Source organism: Psychrobacter pocilloporae (assembly GCF_029872915.1).
Taxonomy (GTDB): domain Bacteria; phylum Pseudomonadota; class Gammaproteobacteria; order Pseudomonadales; family Moraxellaceae; genus Psychrobacter; species Psychrobacter pacificensis.
In genome coordinates this window covers 795,889-811,613 of the sequence record NZ_PGFT01000001.1, presented here as the reverse complement: position 1 = coordinate 811,613, position 15,725 = coordinate 795,889, and the positions used below count along the sequence as shown (strand labels likewise).

General features: G+C 44.3%; 18 protein-coding genes and 1 tRNA gene. 18 read left to right on the top strand and 1 reads right to left on the bottom strand.

What is annotated here, in order from left to right; genetic code table 11:
• The first annotated feature begins 369 nt into the window (after positions 1–369).
• The 17 genes from gatC to CUR83_RS03470 all read left to right on the top strand — a co-directional run bounded on the left by gatC (position 370) and on the right by CUR83_RS03470 (position 13,248).
• Positions 370–684 carry an Asp-tRNA(Asn)/Glu-tRNA(Gln) amidotransferase subunit GatC gene (gene gatC / locus CUR83_RS03550; protein WP_071003135.1) on the top strand — a complete coding sequence of 105 codons (315 nt, stop codon included), beginning with the start codon at positions 370–372 and terminating at the stop codon, positions 682–684.
• A gap of 81 nt (positions 685–765) precedes the next feature.
• On the top strand, positions 766–2,262 hold the full coding sequence (gene gatA, locus CUR83_RS03545) for an Asp-tRNA(Asn)/Glu-tRNA(Gln) amidotransferase subunit GatA (RefSeq protein WP_284719102.1): 1,497 nt from the start codon (positions 766–768) through the stop codon (positions 2,260–2,262).
• Positions 2,262–3,788, top strand: coding sequence for an Asp-tRNA(Asn)/Glu-tRNA(Gln) amidotransferase subunit GatB (gene gatB / locus CUR83_RS03540; RefSeq protein WP_284719101.1), 1,527 nt, complete (start codon positions 2,262–2,264; stop codon positions 3,786–3,788). The genes gatA and gatB overlap by 1 nt, the downstream gene beginning before the upstream one ends.
• A gap of 114 nt (positions 3,789–3,902) precedes the next feature.
• Positions 3,903–3,979: transfer RNA gene (locus tag CUR83_RS03535), tRNA-Pro, on the top strand.
• A gap of 161 nt (positions 3,980–4,140) precedes the next feature.
• Positions 4,141–5,379 (top strand): tyrosine-type recombinase/integrase, encoded by a 1,239-nt coding sequence (locus tag CUR83_RS03530; RefSeq protein WP_252962844.1) that lies wholly within the window; start codon positions 4,141–4,143, stop codon positions 5,377–5,379.
• Between the two features lie 59 nt (positions 5,380–5,438).
• Positions 5,439–5,738, top strand: coding sequence for a type II toxin-antitoxin system HicA family toxin (locus CUR83_RS03525; protein ID WP_071003130.1), 300 nt, complete (start codon positions 5,439–5,441; stop codon positions 5,736–5,738).
• A gap of 2 nt (positions 5,739–5,740) precedes the next feature.
• On the top strand, positions 5,741–6,088 hold the full coding sequence (locus CUR83_RS03520) for a type II toxin-antitoxin system HicB family antitoxin (RefSeq protein WP_071003129.1): 348 nt from the start codon (positions 5,741–5,743) through the stop codon (positions 6,086–6,088).
• A gap of 109 nt (positions 6,089–6,197) precedes the next feature.
• Positions 6,198–6,998 (top strand): hypothetical protein, encoded by an 801-nt coding sequence (locus CUR83_RS03515; RefSeq protein WP_284719100.1) that lies wholly within the window; start codon positions 6,198–6,200, stop codon positions 6,996–6,998.
• A gap of 153 nt (positions 6,999–7,151) precedes the next feature.
• The gene (locus CUR83_RS03510) at positions 7,152–7,448 is read left to right on the top strand and encodes a helix-turn-helix transcriptional regulator (protein WP_284719099.1); all 297 of its coding nucleotides are present in this window, start codon (positions 7,152–7,154) and stop codon (positions 7,446–7,448) included.
• A gap of 2 nt (positions 7,449–7,450) precedes the next feature.
• Positions 7,451–7,732 carry a helix-turn-helix domain-containing protein gene (locus tag CUR83_RS03505; protein WP_284719098.1) on the top strand — a complete coding sequence of 94 codons (282 nt, stop codon included), beginning with the start codon at positions 7,451–7,453 and terminating at the stop codon, positions 7,730–7,732.
• Positions 7,733–8,023, top strand: a complete 291-nt coding sequence (locus CUR83_RS03500; protein ID WP_284719097.1) for a hypothetical protein — start codon at positions 7,733–7,735, stop codon at positions 8,021–8,023.
• Entirely contained in the window at positions 8,013–8,543 is a 531-nt protein-coding gene (locus CUR83_RS03495) for a hypothetical protein (RefSeq protein ID WP_284719096.1), read from the top strand. The genes CUR83_RS03500 and CUR83_RS03495 overlap by 11 nt, the downstream gene beginning before the upstream one ends.
• Positions 8,536–9,168 carry a hypothetical protein gene (locus CUR83_RS03490; protein ID WP_284719095.1) on the top strand — a complete coding sequence of 211 codons (633 nt, stop codon included), beginning with the start codon at positions 8,536–8,538 and terminating at the stop codon, positions 9,166–9,168. The genes CUR83_RS03495 and CUR83_RS03490 overlap by 8 nt, the downstream gene beginning before the upstream one ends.
• 78 nt (positions 9,169–9,246) lie before the next feature.
• Positions 9,247–11,787 (top strand): DUF927 domain-containing protein, encoded by a 2,541-nt coding sequence (locus CUR83_RS03485; RefSeq protein ID WP_284719094.1) that lies wholly within the window; start codon positions 9,247–9,249, stop codon positions 11,785–11,787.
• Positions 11,788–12,037: 250 nt separating this feature from the next.
• A complete protein-coding gene (locus CUR83_RS03480; RefSeq protein WP_284719093.1) occupies positions 12,038–12,370 on the top strand; it encodes a type II toxin-antitoxin system RelE/ParE family toxin in 333 nt (110 codons plus the stop codon).
• Positions 12,357–12,668, top strand: a complete 312-nt coding sequence (locus CUR83_RS03475; protein ID WP_284719092.1) for an addiction module antidote protein — start codon at positions 12,357–12,359, stop codon at positions 12,666–12,668. Before CUR83_RS03480 ends, CUR83_RS03475 begins: the two co-directional genes overlap by 14 nt.
• Before the next feature lie 127 nt (positions 12,669–12,795).
• Positions 12,796–13,248: a hypothetical protein gene (locus tag CUR83_RS03470; protein WP_284719091.1), complete on the top strand. Its 453-nt coding sequence runs from the start codon at positions 12,796–12,798 to the stop codon at positions 13,246–13,248.
• Between the two features lie 321 nt (positions 13,249–13,569).
• On the opposite strand, the gene CUR83_RS03465 is transcribed toward CUR83_RS03470, so the two are convergent.
• Entirely contained in the window at positions 13,570–14,226 is a 657-nt protein-coding gene (locus CUR83_RS03465; protein WP_284719090.1) for an IS1595 family transposase, read from the bottom strand.
• Positions 14,227–14,711: 485 nt separating this feature from the next.
• Between CUR83_RS03465 and CUR83_RS03460 the strand changes: the two genes are divergently transcribed.
• Positions 14,712–15,677: a DUF1853 family protein gene (locus tag CUR83_RS03460; RefSeq protein ID WP_284719089.1), complete on the top strand. Its 966-nt coding sequence runs from the start codon at positions 14,712–14,714 to the stop codon at positions 15,675–15,677.
• Positions 15,678–15,725: the final 48 nt, after the last annotated feature.

Below are 15,725 nucleotides of genomic sequence, written 5' to 3'. Positions count from 1 at the left end.
GTAGTGACTATCATTCAACTCAATGAAACTGCTTTTAATGTGATAACTAACAAGGTTCTACAGGCACATAATTGTTTTGCTTAGTAGTAGGTGCATACTGTAACGTATTTTAGAACCTAATTGGGAAGCAATTGAAAATCAATCATGAATTATGCGGTCAGTTTTGCAAGTATTTGCGTATTGCTATGCCGGCACTCTGCCCTGATTGATACGGATGTTGATTGATATTGTGCATCAATCAAGCCTCATACTCTGTAAACTTGGGTCAGATGCTTTATAATAAGCCAACTTTATAGCCAATTACATTTGAGCGCTTATATATTTGCCTTATCCCTACTCTAACAAAAACTGTCCTTAACTGGAGAAACTATGTCTCAGCAATCAGCAACGTCTGACAACACTGTCAGCCGTGAAGAAATCCTAGAAGTTGCCAACCTTGCACGCTTGGGTGTCGATGAAAGCACGGCCGATAGCTATGCCGCCGATATCAGTAAAGTATTAAAATTGATGCATACCTTATCTAACGTTGATACAACAGACATCAAACCACTAGCCAATATCCATGAGGCTTGCCAAGAGTTACGTGCTGACGTAGCCAAACACGATATCAATCGCGAGCGCAATCAGTCAGTCGCGCCTGCCGTTGAAGATGGCTTATACCTTGTACCTCAGGTGATTGAATAATAGTGGCTGAATAATACAACCACGCATTTGCCATTATCCTATTTTATTTTATGCTATTCACATTTTGACGGAAGACACCTTATGTCTGAACTTCATTTATTAAGTACCGAGCAGCTAATTACTGGCTTGCAAGACAAACAATTTAGCAGCGCAGAATTAACCGAGCATTACATCAAGCGTATCGATGCGCTAGATGGCAAAATCAATAGTTTTATCACGCATACTTCTGAGACAGCACGTGCACAAGCAAAAGCCGCTGACGAGATGCGTGCACAAGGCGATCAGCGTCCACTACTTGGCGTACCGATGGCGCACAAAGATATCTTTTGTACCCAAGGCGTATTAACGACTTGTGGCTCTAAGATGCTGCATAACTTTGTCTCACCATATGACGCGACTATCGTCTCTAACATCGACAAAGCTGGCATGATTAGCTTAGGTAAGCTCAATATGGATGAGTTTGCGATGGGCTCAGACAACAGTAGCTCATACTACGGCACCGTACACAATCCTTGGAACCTAGAGCGCGTCCCTGGTGGCTCATCAGGTGGTAGTGCCGCTGCCGTTGCCGCAGGTTTTGTCCCTGTTGCTACCGGTAGTGACACGGGTGGCTCTATTCGTCAGCCAGCTTCATTCTGTGGCCTAACCGGTATCAAACCGACTTATGGCCGTGTGTCACGCTTTGGTATGATTGCCTATGCCTCAAGCTTGGATCAAGCTGGTAGCATGGGACGCAGCGCTAAAGATTGTGCTTATTTGCTACAGCCAATGATTGGGCACGATCCGCGCGATGCCACTTCTATCAAATACGACATACCTAACTACGTACAAGACATCAATGATGCAGAGGCTGCGGCTGGTGATAAGCCATTTGACGGTTTGCGTATTGGTGTGGCAAAAGAATATTTCAGTACAGGGCTTGATAGCGAAGTCGAACAAGCAGCACGTGCGGCTCTTAAGAAGTACGAAGAGCTGGGCGCAACGATTGTAGAAGTAAACATCACTGACCCTGAAATCACGCTTGCCACTTACTACATGCTAGCACCTGCCGAAGCGTCATCAAATCTATCACGCTTCGATGGCGTACGTTTTGGCTATCGCTGTGAAAACCCAACGGATCTGATCGATCTATACACGCGCTCACGTTCTGAAGGCTTTGGCCCTGAAGTACAGCGCCGTATCCTGACAGGGACTTATGCGCTATCTGCTGGTTACTTCGATGCTTACTATACTAAAGCACAAAAAATCCGCCGCTTAATTGTCAAAGACTTTGATGATGCTTTTGCCAATTGTGACGTCATCGCCAGTCCCACCGCGCCGACCGCAGCTTATAAGCTGGCAGAAGACCTCGACCCTGCGACCATGTACTTAGGCGACGTTTATACCATCGCGGTCAACCTAGCGGGTCTACCTGCGCTCAGTCAGCCAGTAGGTTTGACGACAGAAGGCCTACCTATTGGCTTGCAATTAATCGGTAAACACTGGCAAGAGAGTCAATTGCTTACGACTGCGCATTTGTTCCAGCAGCATACCGACCATCATCTACAACACTCTACCATCGCAAAGGAGACGGTATAATGAGTACAGCTACTACTGATAACAGTGCCGTCCGCGAGCACGCCGTGCGTAAAGAGCTACTTGTCGATGGCTATGAAGTGGTCATCGGTATCGAGATTCACTGCCAGTTGAATACAGAAAGTAAAATATTCTCAAGTGCGCCAACTGACTTCGGTCATGAGCCAAACAGCCAAGCCAACAACGTCGATTTAGGCTTACCTGGTGTATTGCCAGTATTAAATGCTGGCGTGGTCGATCGCGCGCTAAAATTCGGTATCGGTGTCAATGCTGAGCTGGGTCTGTTTAATACATTTGATCGTAAAAACTACTTTTACCCTGACTTGCCTAAAGGCTATCAAATCACTCAGATGGCCAACCCTATCGTGGGTGAAGGCTATATCGATGTTGTGGTCAACGAAGGCGAGAAGAACGAATATCCTAAACGTATAGGTATTACCCGCGCACATTTAGAAGAAGATGCGGGTAAATCTGTCCATGATGCCGTCGATGGTATGACGGGTGTGGATTTGAACCGTGCGGGCACGCCACTAATCGAAATCGTCTCTGAGCCAGACATGCGCTCTGCTCACGAAGCGCTGGCTTATATCAAAGCCATCCATCAGCTAGTCACTTGGCTAGGTATTTCAGACGCAGTAATGGCTGAAGGCTCATTCCGCTGTGACTGCAACGTCTCTGTGCGCAAGCCAGGCGCTGAGCTTGGTACACGTACTGAGCTTAAAAACCTAAACTCGTTCCGCTTTATCGAACGTGCTATCAATCGTGAAATCGAGCGTCAAATCGACATCCTAGAAGATGGCGGCAAAGTCGTACAAGCAACCATGCTATATGATCCAGAGCGTGACGAAACGCGTACCATGCGTACCAAAGAAGACGCCAACGACTATCGCTACTTCCCTGATCCTGACTTGCTACCTGTCCGAATTGAGCAGCATACCGTTGACGCGATCAAAGCAGCCATGCCAGAGCTACCTGTCGCTCGCCGTGCACGCTTTGAAGAAGCGCTTGGTCTGTCAGAATATGACGCTCGTATCTTGACTGGTAGTCGTCAAATTGCTGATTACTTTGAAGCTGTGGTCGCAGAAGTTGGGCAAGCAGATGCCAAAATGGCTGGCAACTGGGTCATGGGCGACTTACTCGGCGCACTGAACAAAGACGATAAAGACATCACCCACTCCCCTATCAGCGCCAAACAGTTGGCTGGTATGCTAAAACGTATCAAAGATGACACGCTATCTGGCAAATTGGCCAAAAAAGTCTTTAGTGCGCTATATGAGCGCGAAAGTGGCAATGATGATGACGCAGCAGACAAAATCATCAAAGAAAAAGGCCTCAAGCAAGAGACTGACACGGGCGCTATCAAAGCCATGGTCGAAGACGTCATTGCAAAAAATGAAGCGATGGTCGAAGAATATCGCGGCGGTAAAGAAAAAGCCTTTAACGGTTTGGTCGGTCAAGTCATGAAAGCCAGTCGCGGTAGTGCTAACCCGCAGCAAGTGAACCAAATTCTAAAAGAATTGTTAGGTTAACACGAGCAGCGTAGCAATTAGACTGACTATGCTAGGCAGAATGGTATTGTAGATTTTGACTAATATAAATAGCCCTTGCAATATACATAATTTTGCGTAAAATAGTCAGTCATTCGGGGCGTAGCGCAGTCTGGTAGCGCACCACACTGGGGGTGTGGTGGTCGCAGGTTCAAATCCTGCCGTTCCGACCAAACAACATATTAGGGTAGACCGTCATTGACCGTCTGCCCTTTTTTTATGGGCGTTTCAAGCTATAAGCCCTACACTATAGCCCATCATAAAACATGGTAATCCATGTAATAATGCGGTATATTTTACGGTATATTTTATACCGTCATGGAAATATACCGTCATGCCTTTAACTGATAGCCAAATCAAACGCTTAAAGCCTAGCGACACTTGCACCCCTAGCCGACCTGACAAATATAGTGATGGTAATAACCTACGCTTATGGGTGCGTAGTACAGGCAGTAAGGTATGGGTATGTGACTATAAATATGCCGATAAGCGCCAAAGCCTGACTATTGGCAAATACCCAGCAATGAGCCTTGCCGATGCACGCCAGCGTAACCAACAGATAAAAGACTTGATAGCGCAAGGCATCAATCCTAAGCATGATAAGAAGCGACAACAGGCAGACAATGACGGATCAAAGGCGTTCGATAACATAGCCCAGCGTTGGCATGATGACCGCAAGGCACATATAGCCCCTACTACCTACAGCCGTGATTACTCACAGTACCAGCGCGATATTAAGCCCGTCATTGGTCACATGAATATAGATGACATAACCGCGCCTGATATTTTGGCTATTGGTAAAGCTATCGAAGCACGGGGCGCTAGTGATATGGCAAGGCGTGCAATGCGTCAAACGGGGCAGATATTCAAGCAAGCAATACGTGAAGGGCTAGTAACCCATAACCCAGCCAACGACCTAACCGAAGCATTAAAACCGCATAAGGTGAAGCACCATAGCCGTGTGACCAGCCAGCAATTACCAAAGCTACTACAAGATATTAACGCCTACGAGGGTGATCTACTGGTGAAGCTAGGTTTATGGTTTATGTGCTATACGTTTGTAAGAACGCAAGAATTGCGCTTTATGGAGTGGAGCGAGATCGACTATAAAGCTAAGGTATGGCGCATACCAGCCGAAAAAATGAAAATGGACAGACCGCACCTAGTACCGTTAGCACCACAAACAATGGCTATCTTAGAGCAGATCAAGGCGCTAGGTTTTTCGGATCAGTACGTTTTCTTTAATCCATCAACCCGTAAGCCATACAGTACAAACGCTTTTATCACTGCCCTATGGCGTATGGGTTATAAAGGGCGCATGACTGGGCACGGCTTCCGTGGACTTGCCAGCACTACCCTACATGAACAGGAATACATGCACGAAGCAATAGAGCTACAGCTAGCACATGAAAAAGAAAACAAGATCAGCAAGGCATACAACGGAGCACAGCACCTACCGTACAGAATAGACATGATGAACCAGTGGGCAAACTTCATTGATGATGCCTATGCTGGCAAACTAGATAATGTGATCCGTGCAGACTTTAAAGGACAGAAACAAAAGCTAGGCTAAATAACCGTTGTTAGTATCACTATATGATACTATAATGACCGTAGAGCTAAGGACATAACATGCAGCGCAAGCACCTAAAAACACTTAATATCATCTTTACTAAGCCTATATCAGCAAATATAAAGTGGGCAGACATTGAAGCCTTATTTATAGCATTAGGTGCAGAGGTCAACGAACGGGCAGGATCAAGAATAGCTGTAGTGTTAGATGGTGAGGTACAAGTTTATCACCGACCACACCCCCAACCGACAACAGATAAGGGCGCAGTCGCTAGCGTTCGTAAATGGCTAGATAGTTTAGGGTATAGCCCTATTGATGAAGCCAAAGACACCGCCCCCGTAACTAATAATGAGGAATAATCATGCAAAACATTATGATGATTAATGACCATAAAGCACTTATTCAATATGACCCTGAACTAGGGTTATTCCGTGGAGAATTTGTAGGGCTAAATGGTGGGGCAGACTTTTATGGTGACAGCATTGCCGATTTAGAAAATGAGGGTAAGCAGTCATTGCAAACCTTTTTGGACGTTTGCCAAGAACAAGGCATTGAGCCTTACAAATCCTTTTCAGGTAAGTTTGTAACCCGTGTGCCAAGTGAGCTACACGAGCAAGTAACAACTATTGCCACCAGCCACGGTATGAGCCTTAACCAATGGGTCACTAATACACTTGCCAATGCCATCAAAACCGAAGGCATGGCATAACGACTATGCAAGGCTAGGACTAATTACCCGAAAGCCAGCCGTTCACACACCTTTAGGCTGGCACTGCCTTGCACCTACTTTGATTTAAGGGTGTGTAAAGGTGTGAAATATGTATAATCGTGTCAGAGAAGATGAGCGAGCCTATAAGCTAATGTATAAATCTTTTGAGCTTAGCTTATCAAGACCTACAAATAGTCAGGTTGCAAAAACTATACTACTCGATAATGAGTGTAATGAAATCCAGTCTGAAAATAACCTCTCTTTTGTGAGCAGAGTAAGAGGCGCTATATGTACCTTTCTACAGCAAAATAAACTAGAGTACAAACAACATAATGATCTTGAGGATAACTATAAATGTGAATGTGATTATGACTGTGAGTGCTACTTTAATAAATTTATTATGCCAGCCTTCAAAAATCTAGCTCTCAGTTTTGAACCTTATATCAACAATGGCTCTTTAGTAAATCATATCTTAGAAGAATATACGACAGAGGAAAAAGATAGGCTCTTAAGCTGTGACTTAAGAGAAATATTGAGGCTAATGTTATATAAAGAGTTAGCATATTTAGCTTTTGAGCGTGGACTCTATGATGTTTCTTGCTGGCATCATGAAGCTACAGTTTTAATGTATGGAGGTGCAATAACCAATGAGCAATTTGACCCATCTGAATATATTGAAAGTGAGCTATCCGCTAGAAATAAAGATAAGGCTAATAAGCGATGGTCAAAACACAATCAATTAAGACCTAAAAAAAAGAAGCAATACCTAGAAATAATGGATAAGCAGAACTTTACTACCTTTGCAGAAACAGCCACTTATATTAAGCAATACATTGAAACAGGCAAAACACCATCTTATCGCACTATTGAGTTATGGTTGAGCCAAGCAAGTAGAGGTGATTTTTCATAAAACAATCTATTACTGTATGCAAGCATACGATACGCTATGCAAGCATACTGTACGCTATACAGGCATAAGCATTTAGCTATACAAACCTACCCCATAAGATGACTCATACAAGCCACGACATACCGTAGTGGCACATAGTATGGAGTCATTAACATGACACAGCACACCACCACAGATAATCCCGTTATTGCTTTCACTGATGACACATCAAACAGCATTGAGCAAGTAGTCGAAAGCCCACACATCAAATATTTACCACCGCAAGGCATGAGCCGTGCCAGCCAACTAATACCATTCTTACCGTTTGGTAGCAGTACCTTATGGGCGTGGTCACGCGATGGACGCTTCCCAGCACCAATAAAACTATCCCCTACTATGACGGCATGGCGCAATGCTGATGTTATCGAGTGGCTGGAAAGTCACACCTCAACCACTAGCGAGGAGGTGTAACCATGACTACTACAGCAACCGCCCCAGTGACCAATGAGCAAGCACCTAAGACCCAAATTGACACCATACGGGCGCACCTGATGACAGGGGCAACTATCAGCACATGGGACGCATACCGCCTTTATCAAATCACATGCCTAGCACAGCGCATACATGACTTGCGCCTAACAGGGCTAGTTATTCAAAGTGAGATGGTCACACACAATGACAAGCGTTTTGCTCTCTATTGGCTTGATGAAGCAACATTGCTTGAAAGCGAACTAACTAACAGTGAGGTGAACTAAATGAATAACCACCCTAGCGTATCAATCGACACCCCAGCCAGCCGCCTAGTGACCGTAGATAGTTTGTACTTACGGCTTATGTATGACCGCATACAGGACATTTACCGCGATACTGACCACCTAGCCACTGCGCTAGATGCTATCAAGACAAAAGACGATGCTAGTCAAGGCGTACTTGTGGCAGTCAAAGCCGCACTTTATGCCAATAGCGAGCTGGCAGGTATTGTTAGCGACATGTTTTGTGAACACGCATTACCGTACCAAGCGGAGGCAACCGATCATGACGCATAATCATACCAAAACCAATCTAAAAGCCCGTGACGGGGCACACAATCGCAACGAGCCACATAAACGAGGCTTACTACTTAGATTTATCATCTTTATGGCATGGGTGGCAGGCATTGGCTTGCTACTCTCATTGGTAGCTTGCAGCCAAGCCACGGTAAAACCGATTGCAACCAATACCAACAATGGTTACTATATAGACCTCTCAAAAAACGTTAGCGGACAAGCCAGCCGTTACTCATTGGCTTTTTTTGTGCCTGTCATTGGTATGGACTCTCAATCCTCAATCAAACAGACAGACACCGCCCTAAGAGCGCATTTAAGCGCATCAAGGGGGCACTCCCTCATATCTATAGCAAGTCACTTGCTAACCGACTATGACGGGTTGACGCTGCAAAATAAAACAGCCGTAAGGCGAATATGCAGGGCGGTTACTAACGTTACCGAGAGTAAGACCCGTCACCCTATACTTTCATCGTATAGCGTGGCATTCACTCAAAAAACGTTAGGAGGCTATCATGCCTAATTCAATCCGTACGACCTCAAACACCCAAACCACTACCAACACCACACCAGCCACATTCAAGGCAGGTGATAGCGTTCTATGCCCATCATTGAGCCTTAACCCGTTTGTACTTACCAATGACCCATACGGCAAGCGTGATGTTTTGGCATTAGAATATGAAAGCAGCTACTTCTACTATGATAGAAATGGCTATTTTGTTCGTGCCAATCAAAACGAAACAGACGACTTTCAGCCAAGCCTATTTGCTGACACGCCAGCCAATCGCCAAGCAATAGCCACGCTATACAGTGGCAGCCACACCAGCCAGTGCAAAGTCATAGACACCACAGAGGCAGACGATAAAGAAGCGGTTTTAATATCAGCTTTTGATTTATCAGGTATTGTCTGTGACATTGAAGGTGCCGCTACTGCTCTAGATGATATTGGTCAACTGCTATGGCTTATTTACACTGGAAAAATCGAGGCAAGCACTGCTGTATCTATGGCGCGTATCACTCATGACTCAACAAGCGCATGGACAGAGTTGCTACTTAGTAAGGCAAAGGAAATCAAAGAAACCCTAGCAATGACCCGTTACGGCAAGGAGGCAGCCAATGAAACGCTACCCACCAAAACAAAGCCGTAAGTATGCCAAGCGCAAAAGCTACTACAAGAAGTACAGAGCCACGCGCCAGCCTAAACAGTCACACGCAAGGGGGAACAGATGACCACCACACTACAAACAAACACCCATGAAAAAGCCCGTGCATCTAGCACAGGCTTTACAGTGGTAATAAATAGTTTTGATGCAGCCACACGGCAAGGGCTGGCAGATGATCCTACTTTGACAAAGCTAATCGCGCTATTACCGCCTGACAGCTTGCTAAGTATTACCGACAATCTTACTACAGATGACGCGCAAATAGTACCGACAGCTGGCACGATAGCCCTACGATTGACCGATAAACAAGGCGATATAGTAGGCGCGGTATTCTCCACACCAAACAGCAAAGCAAAGCCCATTGTTATTGATCCTACAGGGTATGGTGCTATCGTCATTGGTGAGCCAAACAAAGCCAATGAGGTGATAGCCTTTAATGATTTAGATGATGGTATTGATGTTTACAGCTATCTAATGAGCAGTGATAAAACAATCATTGTTAGCCCTAAAAAAACCAAGCAATGCCTTAAAAAGATGGTGCAGCACTGGAGCAGCGGATCACTTGTTACCGTACCGATGACGCTTGATGACAAGGGCTTAATAAACCTATTGGCAGGTGTAAAGGCTCAAGCATTGGTTACAGTCGCTCATATCGTCACTATGCTACAGCATGACAGCTATGAAGCGATACTGGCAGACAATGACACCCAGCTAATCAACTTGCAAGATACTGCCTACTATCCTGAATGGCGCGATGATCCACAGCTGAATGAACCGATGATCTACAGTGATGGGCGTTTTGAGCTATACCATGATGGGCTGTTTTTCGTGAAGTATAACGATGATGACCCAGCAAACATTACGTTCAAGTCTAAGTCGTTTGTTTGTTCACCGATTGAGGTTATCGCTAAAACACGGGACACAAGCAGCGGTACATGGGGGCGGTTATTGCAATGGCGTGATGATGATGGTGTATTGCATACGTGGTCAATGCCGTTATCACTATTACAAGGTGATGCAAGGGAATATCGCAAAGAGCTTGCCAGTCAAGGCTTGAACATTACTACCAACCCCAAACAGCGCAGCTACTTAGATACCTATATTCAAAACTACCCTATCCACAAACGGGCGTTATGCGTGGATAAGTTAGGCTGGCACGATAAGCAATATATATTACCTGACAGAGCCATAGGCAGCGATGGTAAGCAGCTTATCGTCTATCAGTCTGCAAACAGTATCAACAGCACCTTAACCCAGCAAGGAGAGCTAGCACAGTGGCGCGATAACTTATGCAAACCACTAGCAGAACAAAGCCGTTTTGCTTTCTCTATTGCTTGCGCGTTTACAGGGCAATTACTGGAGCTATTAGAGTATGACGGGGGCGGTTTTCATCTCTTAGGTTCATCAAGCATGGGCAAGTCATTATCGCTTAAAGTAGCGTCTAGTGTATGGGGCAACCCTGACAGGTACGTTAAGACATGGCGCAGCACTGACAACGCCCTAGAAGGCACAGCAAGCGAGCACAACGACAGTTTTTTACCACTTGATGAGATCAGCGAATGTGACCCCAAGATAGTAGGCAAAACCGTCTATATGCTGGCTAATGGTCAAGGTAAAGGACGTAGTACCACCACGGGACACAATCGCATTGCTAAAACATGGCGCATTATCTTTTTGTCCAATGGTGAGGAGTCGCTACAAAACTTCATGGCGCAAGCAGGACAGAAAACCAATGCAGGTATTGAGGTTCGAGTCGCGCATATTGATGCTGATGCTGGCAAAAGGTTAAAAACCTTTGATAGTTTGGTACTGGCAGAAACAAGCGAAGCACAAGCCGATAGGATCAAAGAGCTATCACAGGCTTACTATGGATCAGCTGGCATTGCATGGCTAGAACATATCACCAGTGACAAAGCAGCGACCACTGCCAACGCTAGGCAGCTTGTAAGTGACTTTATGAGTCAGTACAGCGACCTGACAGCACAGGCGCATAGAGTGGCTAAACGGTTTGCTATCGTGAGCGCAGCTGGAGAACTGGCAACACAGGCAGGTATAACGGGCTGGCAAGCAGGACAAGCAACTACAGCTGTAATGATTTGCTTAGATAACTGGCTCGATAACTATGGGCGTGATGGTGAGCATGAGCAGCGCCAAATCATAGAGCATATCAAGGCATTTATTGAACAGCACGGATCAAGCCGTTTTCAGCCTTGCCACATTCACACATATCAAGACTTTGAACCTAAAACCAATAACCGCGCTGGCTATCACAATTACGACACAGGGGAATATTATTTCTCTACCAGTACCTTTGATGAAGTCTGTTCGCCCTTTAACAAAAGCAAAGTATTACAAGTGTTAGATGAAGCAGGATTTTTAAATGTGACTGAGAGTGACCGTAAAACGTGCAAAGTGCCTTTACCATTCAAAAAGAACCGCCAGCGTGTTTATGCGGTCAAAGGTGAGATATTAAGTTGTGAAACTACAAAAAGCACTGGGACAGCTGGGACAACTGGGACAACCCATACACAGCAAGGGCTAGAGCCTGTCCCAAGCGTTAAAACACCACTGGGACAGCTGGGACAAAATAGCTCAATCTGTTAATCTGTCCCAAGTGTCCCAAAGGCTAAAAAAGGGCTGGGACAGCTGAAAGCCAGTAAGTACGGGCGTTGTCCCGTTGTCCCAAGTGTCCCAAGCAAAAAACTAAGGTACAGCAAAAATAATCAAAGGCAGGCGTTTAGCGTCTGCTTTTTTTATGGATCAACAATAAACAACACAGCAAGCACAGTCATAGCTTGTTATATATTATCCAAAAGTTTACAATGAGTTATAAGTATTCTAATAATCTAACCCTATGATTAATATTGACCAAACAGAACAGTTTGAGCGTTGGTTGCACAAGCTAAAAGACCCGTTAGGCAAAGTTGGCATATTGGCACGTATTAAGCGAGCGCAAGGCGGTAACTTTGGTGACCATAAACCACTAGCCAATACAAACGGTATCTATGAGATGCGAATATTCAAAGGCAATGGTTACCGTGTTTATTATGCCCAGCAAGGCGATACACTCTATCTATTGTTGATAGGTGGCAGTAAAGACAGCCAAACAAACGATATTTCTAAGGCTTGCACCTTGTGGCAGCAAGTTAAGGATCAAGAAAAGGAACACCCCAATGACCAATATTAAAACTAGCCGATTTGATGTAGCGGAATATCTAACAGATGAAACCCTTATCAATGCTTACCTGAACGAAGTATTGACCGATGGCGCACCTAGTGAGTTTATCGAAGCACTAAACGATGTAGCAAAAGCAAAGGGCATGAACGAGCTGGCAGAAAAGACAGGCATAAGACGTGAAAGTCTTTATAAGACACTGCGATCAGAGAAGCCACGTTTTGACACTATGCTGAAAATTATTGACGGTATGGGCTTGCAAGTGACCTTGACCCCTAAAGCCAGCCATGAGCCACTGGCAGAAGCGTAAACGGCAATAAAACAGCAAAGGCGCGATTAAAACAAGGGGCAGCCGTTTATCGTCTGCCTTTTTTATGGCTGGCAAGTAACAGAGCTATATTATCAAAAAAACATTACGCATTATTTCGAGGTGGCACATGAGCAATGATATTGGAAAAATTGAAGCGACTGATCTATTAGAGGTGCAAAGCTGGCTAACTGGTTGGGGTGACTACTGCAATCGTGGCACGGTTGGCGGTCACTTAGGGTATCAGTCACCTATGGCAAAGGTTTTAAATAACAATGTTCAGCAAAGTCGCGAAAGAAGTCGTCCAGTGCTGTGGGATATGAATGACGAAGCTTATTACACGCTGATAGACCGTGAATTAGCTGGCATGAGGCAATCAGGGGATAAAGAACTTATGATGTGGGCTAAGATTATAAGGCACTATTATTTATATGGCATGTCTTATACAAAACTAAGTAAATCGGTAGTGAGTGAATATGAACACGGGGAAGGCACAACTAAGCGCAGCCATGTACGCAAGGTAAGGGAGCATCTAGGCAATGCTGAACGACACATTTATGAGGCTGTTTTGGTGCTGTCATAGCTTATAGAAGTCTTGATTAATAAGCCGCCACTAACACGCATCTACCTATTAGCAATTCAACCCCATGCAAAGAAGTTGCAAGTAGATTTTAGTATCATAAAATCACAGTAGTATATTTCAAAGTCTGGCTTGATATAAACCCAAAATTGGTTCTATCTAATTTTGTGAGTAAGTGCGAATTGATGCGAGAAAACTCAGAGAGTAAGCGCACGAAAAACGCTTAAGTGAATTTGCCCATAATTGCGCTTGCATAGTGTTTAGCAATTTAACCCCATGAAAGAAAGTTGCAAGTATAAAAAAGGGGGCTGTAGTAGATAAGGATTAAATATCACACCATTTTCTCAAGGTTTTCAGCTGATTAGATGGTGAGCCATAGTTAAACCTAAACTCGCACTCTTTTAAAAATAAATGGAAATGCTTCTTATCAATTCCATTATATTTTCTGAGCGTTCGTTTAGACTGATTCCAAAAGTTCTCAATGCCATTGATGTGATTGTTTTTACCACAAGTAAACTCTTTAGAGTGATTGACTCTGAAATGTTTGAATTCGCTCACATCTAATGCATTATAACTTCGATAGCTATCAGTATAAACAAAGCTGTCAGGCTTGATTTTACGCTTGATGACAGGCATTAGGGTGGTTTGTTTGGTGTCTGCTACGACAATGGTATAAACCTTACCATTTCGTTTTAGGATACCAAACACGGCTGTTTTACCAGCAGCTCCGCGACCTCTTTTGCCTTTGCGTACGCCGCCAAAGTAACTTTCATCTAATTCGACTTCGCCATCAAAAAGCTCATCAGCTTGTAATGAGAGATGATGATCTATCACAAGTCTTATTTTATGATAAAAAAGTGCAGCACTGTTAGGCTGGATATTAAGCAAATCTGCGGCTGTTCTAGCAGTCACTTCAGCTGTGAAAAACTCTAACAGCCTTCGCTGTAGTTTTTTACTGAGTTTACAATGGGTTATCTTCATAAAAGTAGTCTAGCATAGTGCTTATCTACTACAGCCCCTAAAAAAGTATTCCTAAATTACTGGCATGTTGATAATAATGACGAACCCAACAAGCCAGCCCTTATTATTTTGTAACTAGCCTTATTAGCTTTTTGATAGGTAAATAGACATTAAAACCTAAGTGACTTTTGCATAATGCGGTATATTTTGCGGTATATTTTTTATTTAAAAAACTTAAAGCTATACATATCAAGGAACACAGCGAACACTTTACTTCCTGCCGTTCCGACCAAACATAGCAGTAAAGAGAAAAGCCAATCATTGTTTTCAATGGTTGGCTTTTTTTTGTGCTAAATTTTACTGATATCAGTATTCATATCCATCACATTAATACCATGTTTTGAAGCCAAAAAGCTTAGCACTGCCATCGCCGATACTCGTGTCCTATAGACTTTTATAGAGCGAGCCGTTAGGGTAAATGCTACCTCTTCACACTGGTGTATCCTATGCCCGAGCCTATCAATAAACCCACACATAGCCTCATAGATGATGCACCTTGGGAGCGTTTACGCCGGCCTTACGTGCGCGATTTGGCTTATGTACTGGCATGTCCTAATGTCTTGACCACGTGGCTAGACTTTGCACCGCATCAGAGCACACATACCGTTGCTGTGCATAGTGCACAATTTTGGCAGACACAGTTTGAAGCGTATGAGCAACGATTAACAGAGCTAGACACCACTGCCGCCTATCAGAAGCTGACCCGCTATTTACTTAAGCGCCCTAGTCCCAATCGATTGGGGTTTCACTTTGAGGGACTGCTATCGTTTTGGTTAGAGGATGGGTTTGCGCGTAATCTGCATCCGTATGAGACACTAGCTAATAATGTACAGCTGTACAATGGTAAGCAGACTGTCGGTGAGCTTGATTTGATTTTGTATAATCATGAAGAGAGGCTGGTGGAGCATTGGGAACTAGCCATTAAATTTTTTATGGGGTCAGCACCTTTTGAGCCTGTGAACTGGGTAGGGATTAACTCCAATGATAATCTACAGCGTAAGATGACGCACATGCAAACCAAGCAGTTTCGAGCCGTCTGGGTAGATACAGAAGATCACGGGCAGGTCAAAATAGACAAGCGCTATGGTGTAATCAAAGGGCGATTCTTTTTACCGATTAACACAACCAACCTTGGCGATTATGATTGGCCTCATTGGCTAACACCCAGCTTTCCGATACATGAATGGTGTGACAAGAGAGATAAAACCGCTCTTGCGACGATTGACACCACTTCATTGCGAGCCGCGCATTATATTGAATGGTTCACTAAGCGCGACTTTTATGACCGCTATGGTCGGTTTCAGCCGCCCCTTACCTACCCTGACACGCCAAACCTCAGAACAGGATTGTACTTCGAAGGTGAGCGACTGATTGTCATTTATCCAAGGCAGTTAAGCCAAATAAAAGAATAGTCTAAGCTAGATAGTTTGAATAACTGTCTCATTTTAACAACCAAAGAA

Excerpts from the sequence above, each read along its gene's own strand:
- CUR83_RS03480 (WP_284719093.1), top strand. The coding sequence starts at position 12,038 with ATGATTAATATTGACCAAACAGAACAGTTTGAGCGTTGGTTGCACAAG.
- CUR83_RS03465 (WP_284719090.1), bottom strand. The coding sequence starts at position 14,226 with ATGAAGATAACCCATTGTAAACTCAGTAAAAAACTACAGCGAAGGCTG.
- gatB (WP_284719101.1), top strand. The coding sequence starts at position 2,262 with ATGAGTACAGCTACTACTGATAACAGTGCCGTCCGCGAGCACGCCGTG.
- CUR83_RS03470 (WP_284719091.1), top strand. The coding sequence starts at position 12,796 with ATGAGCAATGATATTGGAAAAATTGAAGCGACTGATCTATTAGAGGTG.
- CUR83_RS03485 (WP_284719094.1), top strand. The coding sequence starts at position 9,247 with ATGACCACCACACTACAAACAAACACCCATGAAAAAGCCCGTGCATCT.
- CUR83_RS03490 (WP_284719095.1), top strand. The coding sequence starts at position 8,536 with ATGCCTAATTCAATCCGTACGACCTCAAACACCCAAACCACTACCAAC.
- CUR83_RS03530 (WP_252962844.1), top strand. The coding sequence starts at position 4,141 with ATGCCTTTAACTGATAGCCAAATCAAACGCTTAAAGCCTAGCGACACT.
- CUR83_RS03475 (WP_284719092.1), top strand. The coding sequence starts at position 12,357 with ATGACCAATATTAAAACTAGCCGATTTGATGTAGCGGAATATCTAACA.
- gatA (WP_284719102.1), top strand. The coding sequence starts at position 766 with ATGTCTGAACTTCATTTATTAAGTACCGAGCAGCTAATTACTGGCTTG.
- CUR83_RS03460 (WP_284719089.1), top strand. The coding sequence starts at position 14,712 with ATGCCCGAGCCTATCAATAAACCCACACATAGCCTCATAGATGATGCA.
- CUR83_RS03525 (WP_071003130.1), top strand. The coding sequence starts at position 5,439 with ATGCAGCGCAAGCACCTAAAAACACTTAATATCATCTTTACTAAGCCT.
- CUR83_RS03520 (WP_071003129.1), top strand. The coding sequence starts at position 5,741 with ATGCAAAACATTATGATGATTAATGACCATAAAGCACTTATTCAATAT.
- gatC (WP_071003135.1), top strand. The coding sequence starts at position 370 with ATGTCTCAGCAATCAGCAACGTCTGACAACACTGTCAGCCGTGAAGAA.
- CUR83_RS03515 (WP_284719100.1), top strand. The coding sequence starts at position 6,198 with ATGTATAATCGTGTCAGAGAAGATGAGCGAGCCTATAAGCTAATGTAT.
- CUR83_RS03495 (WP_284719096.1), top strand. The coding sequence starts at position 8,013 with ATGACGCATAATCATACCAAAACCAATCTAAAAGCCCGTGACGGGGCA.
- CUR83_RS03510 (WP_284719099.1), top strand. The coding sequence starts at position 7,152 with ATGACACAGCACACCACCACAGATAATCCCGTTATTGCTTTCACTGAT.
- CUR83_RS03500 (WP_284719097.1), top strand. The coding sequence starts at position 7,733 with ATGAATAACCACCCTAGCGTATCAATCGACACCCCAGCCAGCCGCCTA.
- CUR83_RS03505 (WP_284719098.1), top strand. The coding sequence starts at position 7,451 with ATGACTACTACAGCAACCGCCCCAGTGACCAATGAGCAAGCACCTAAG.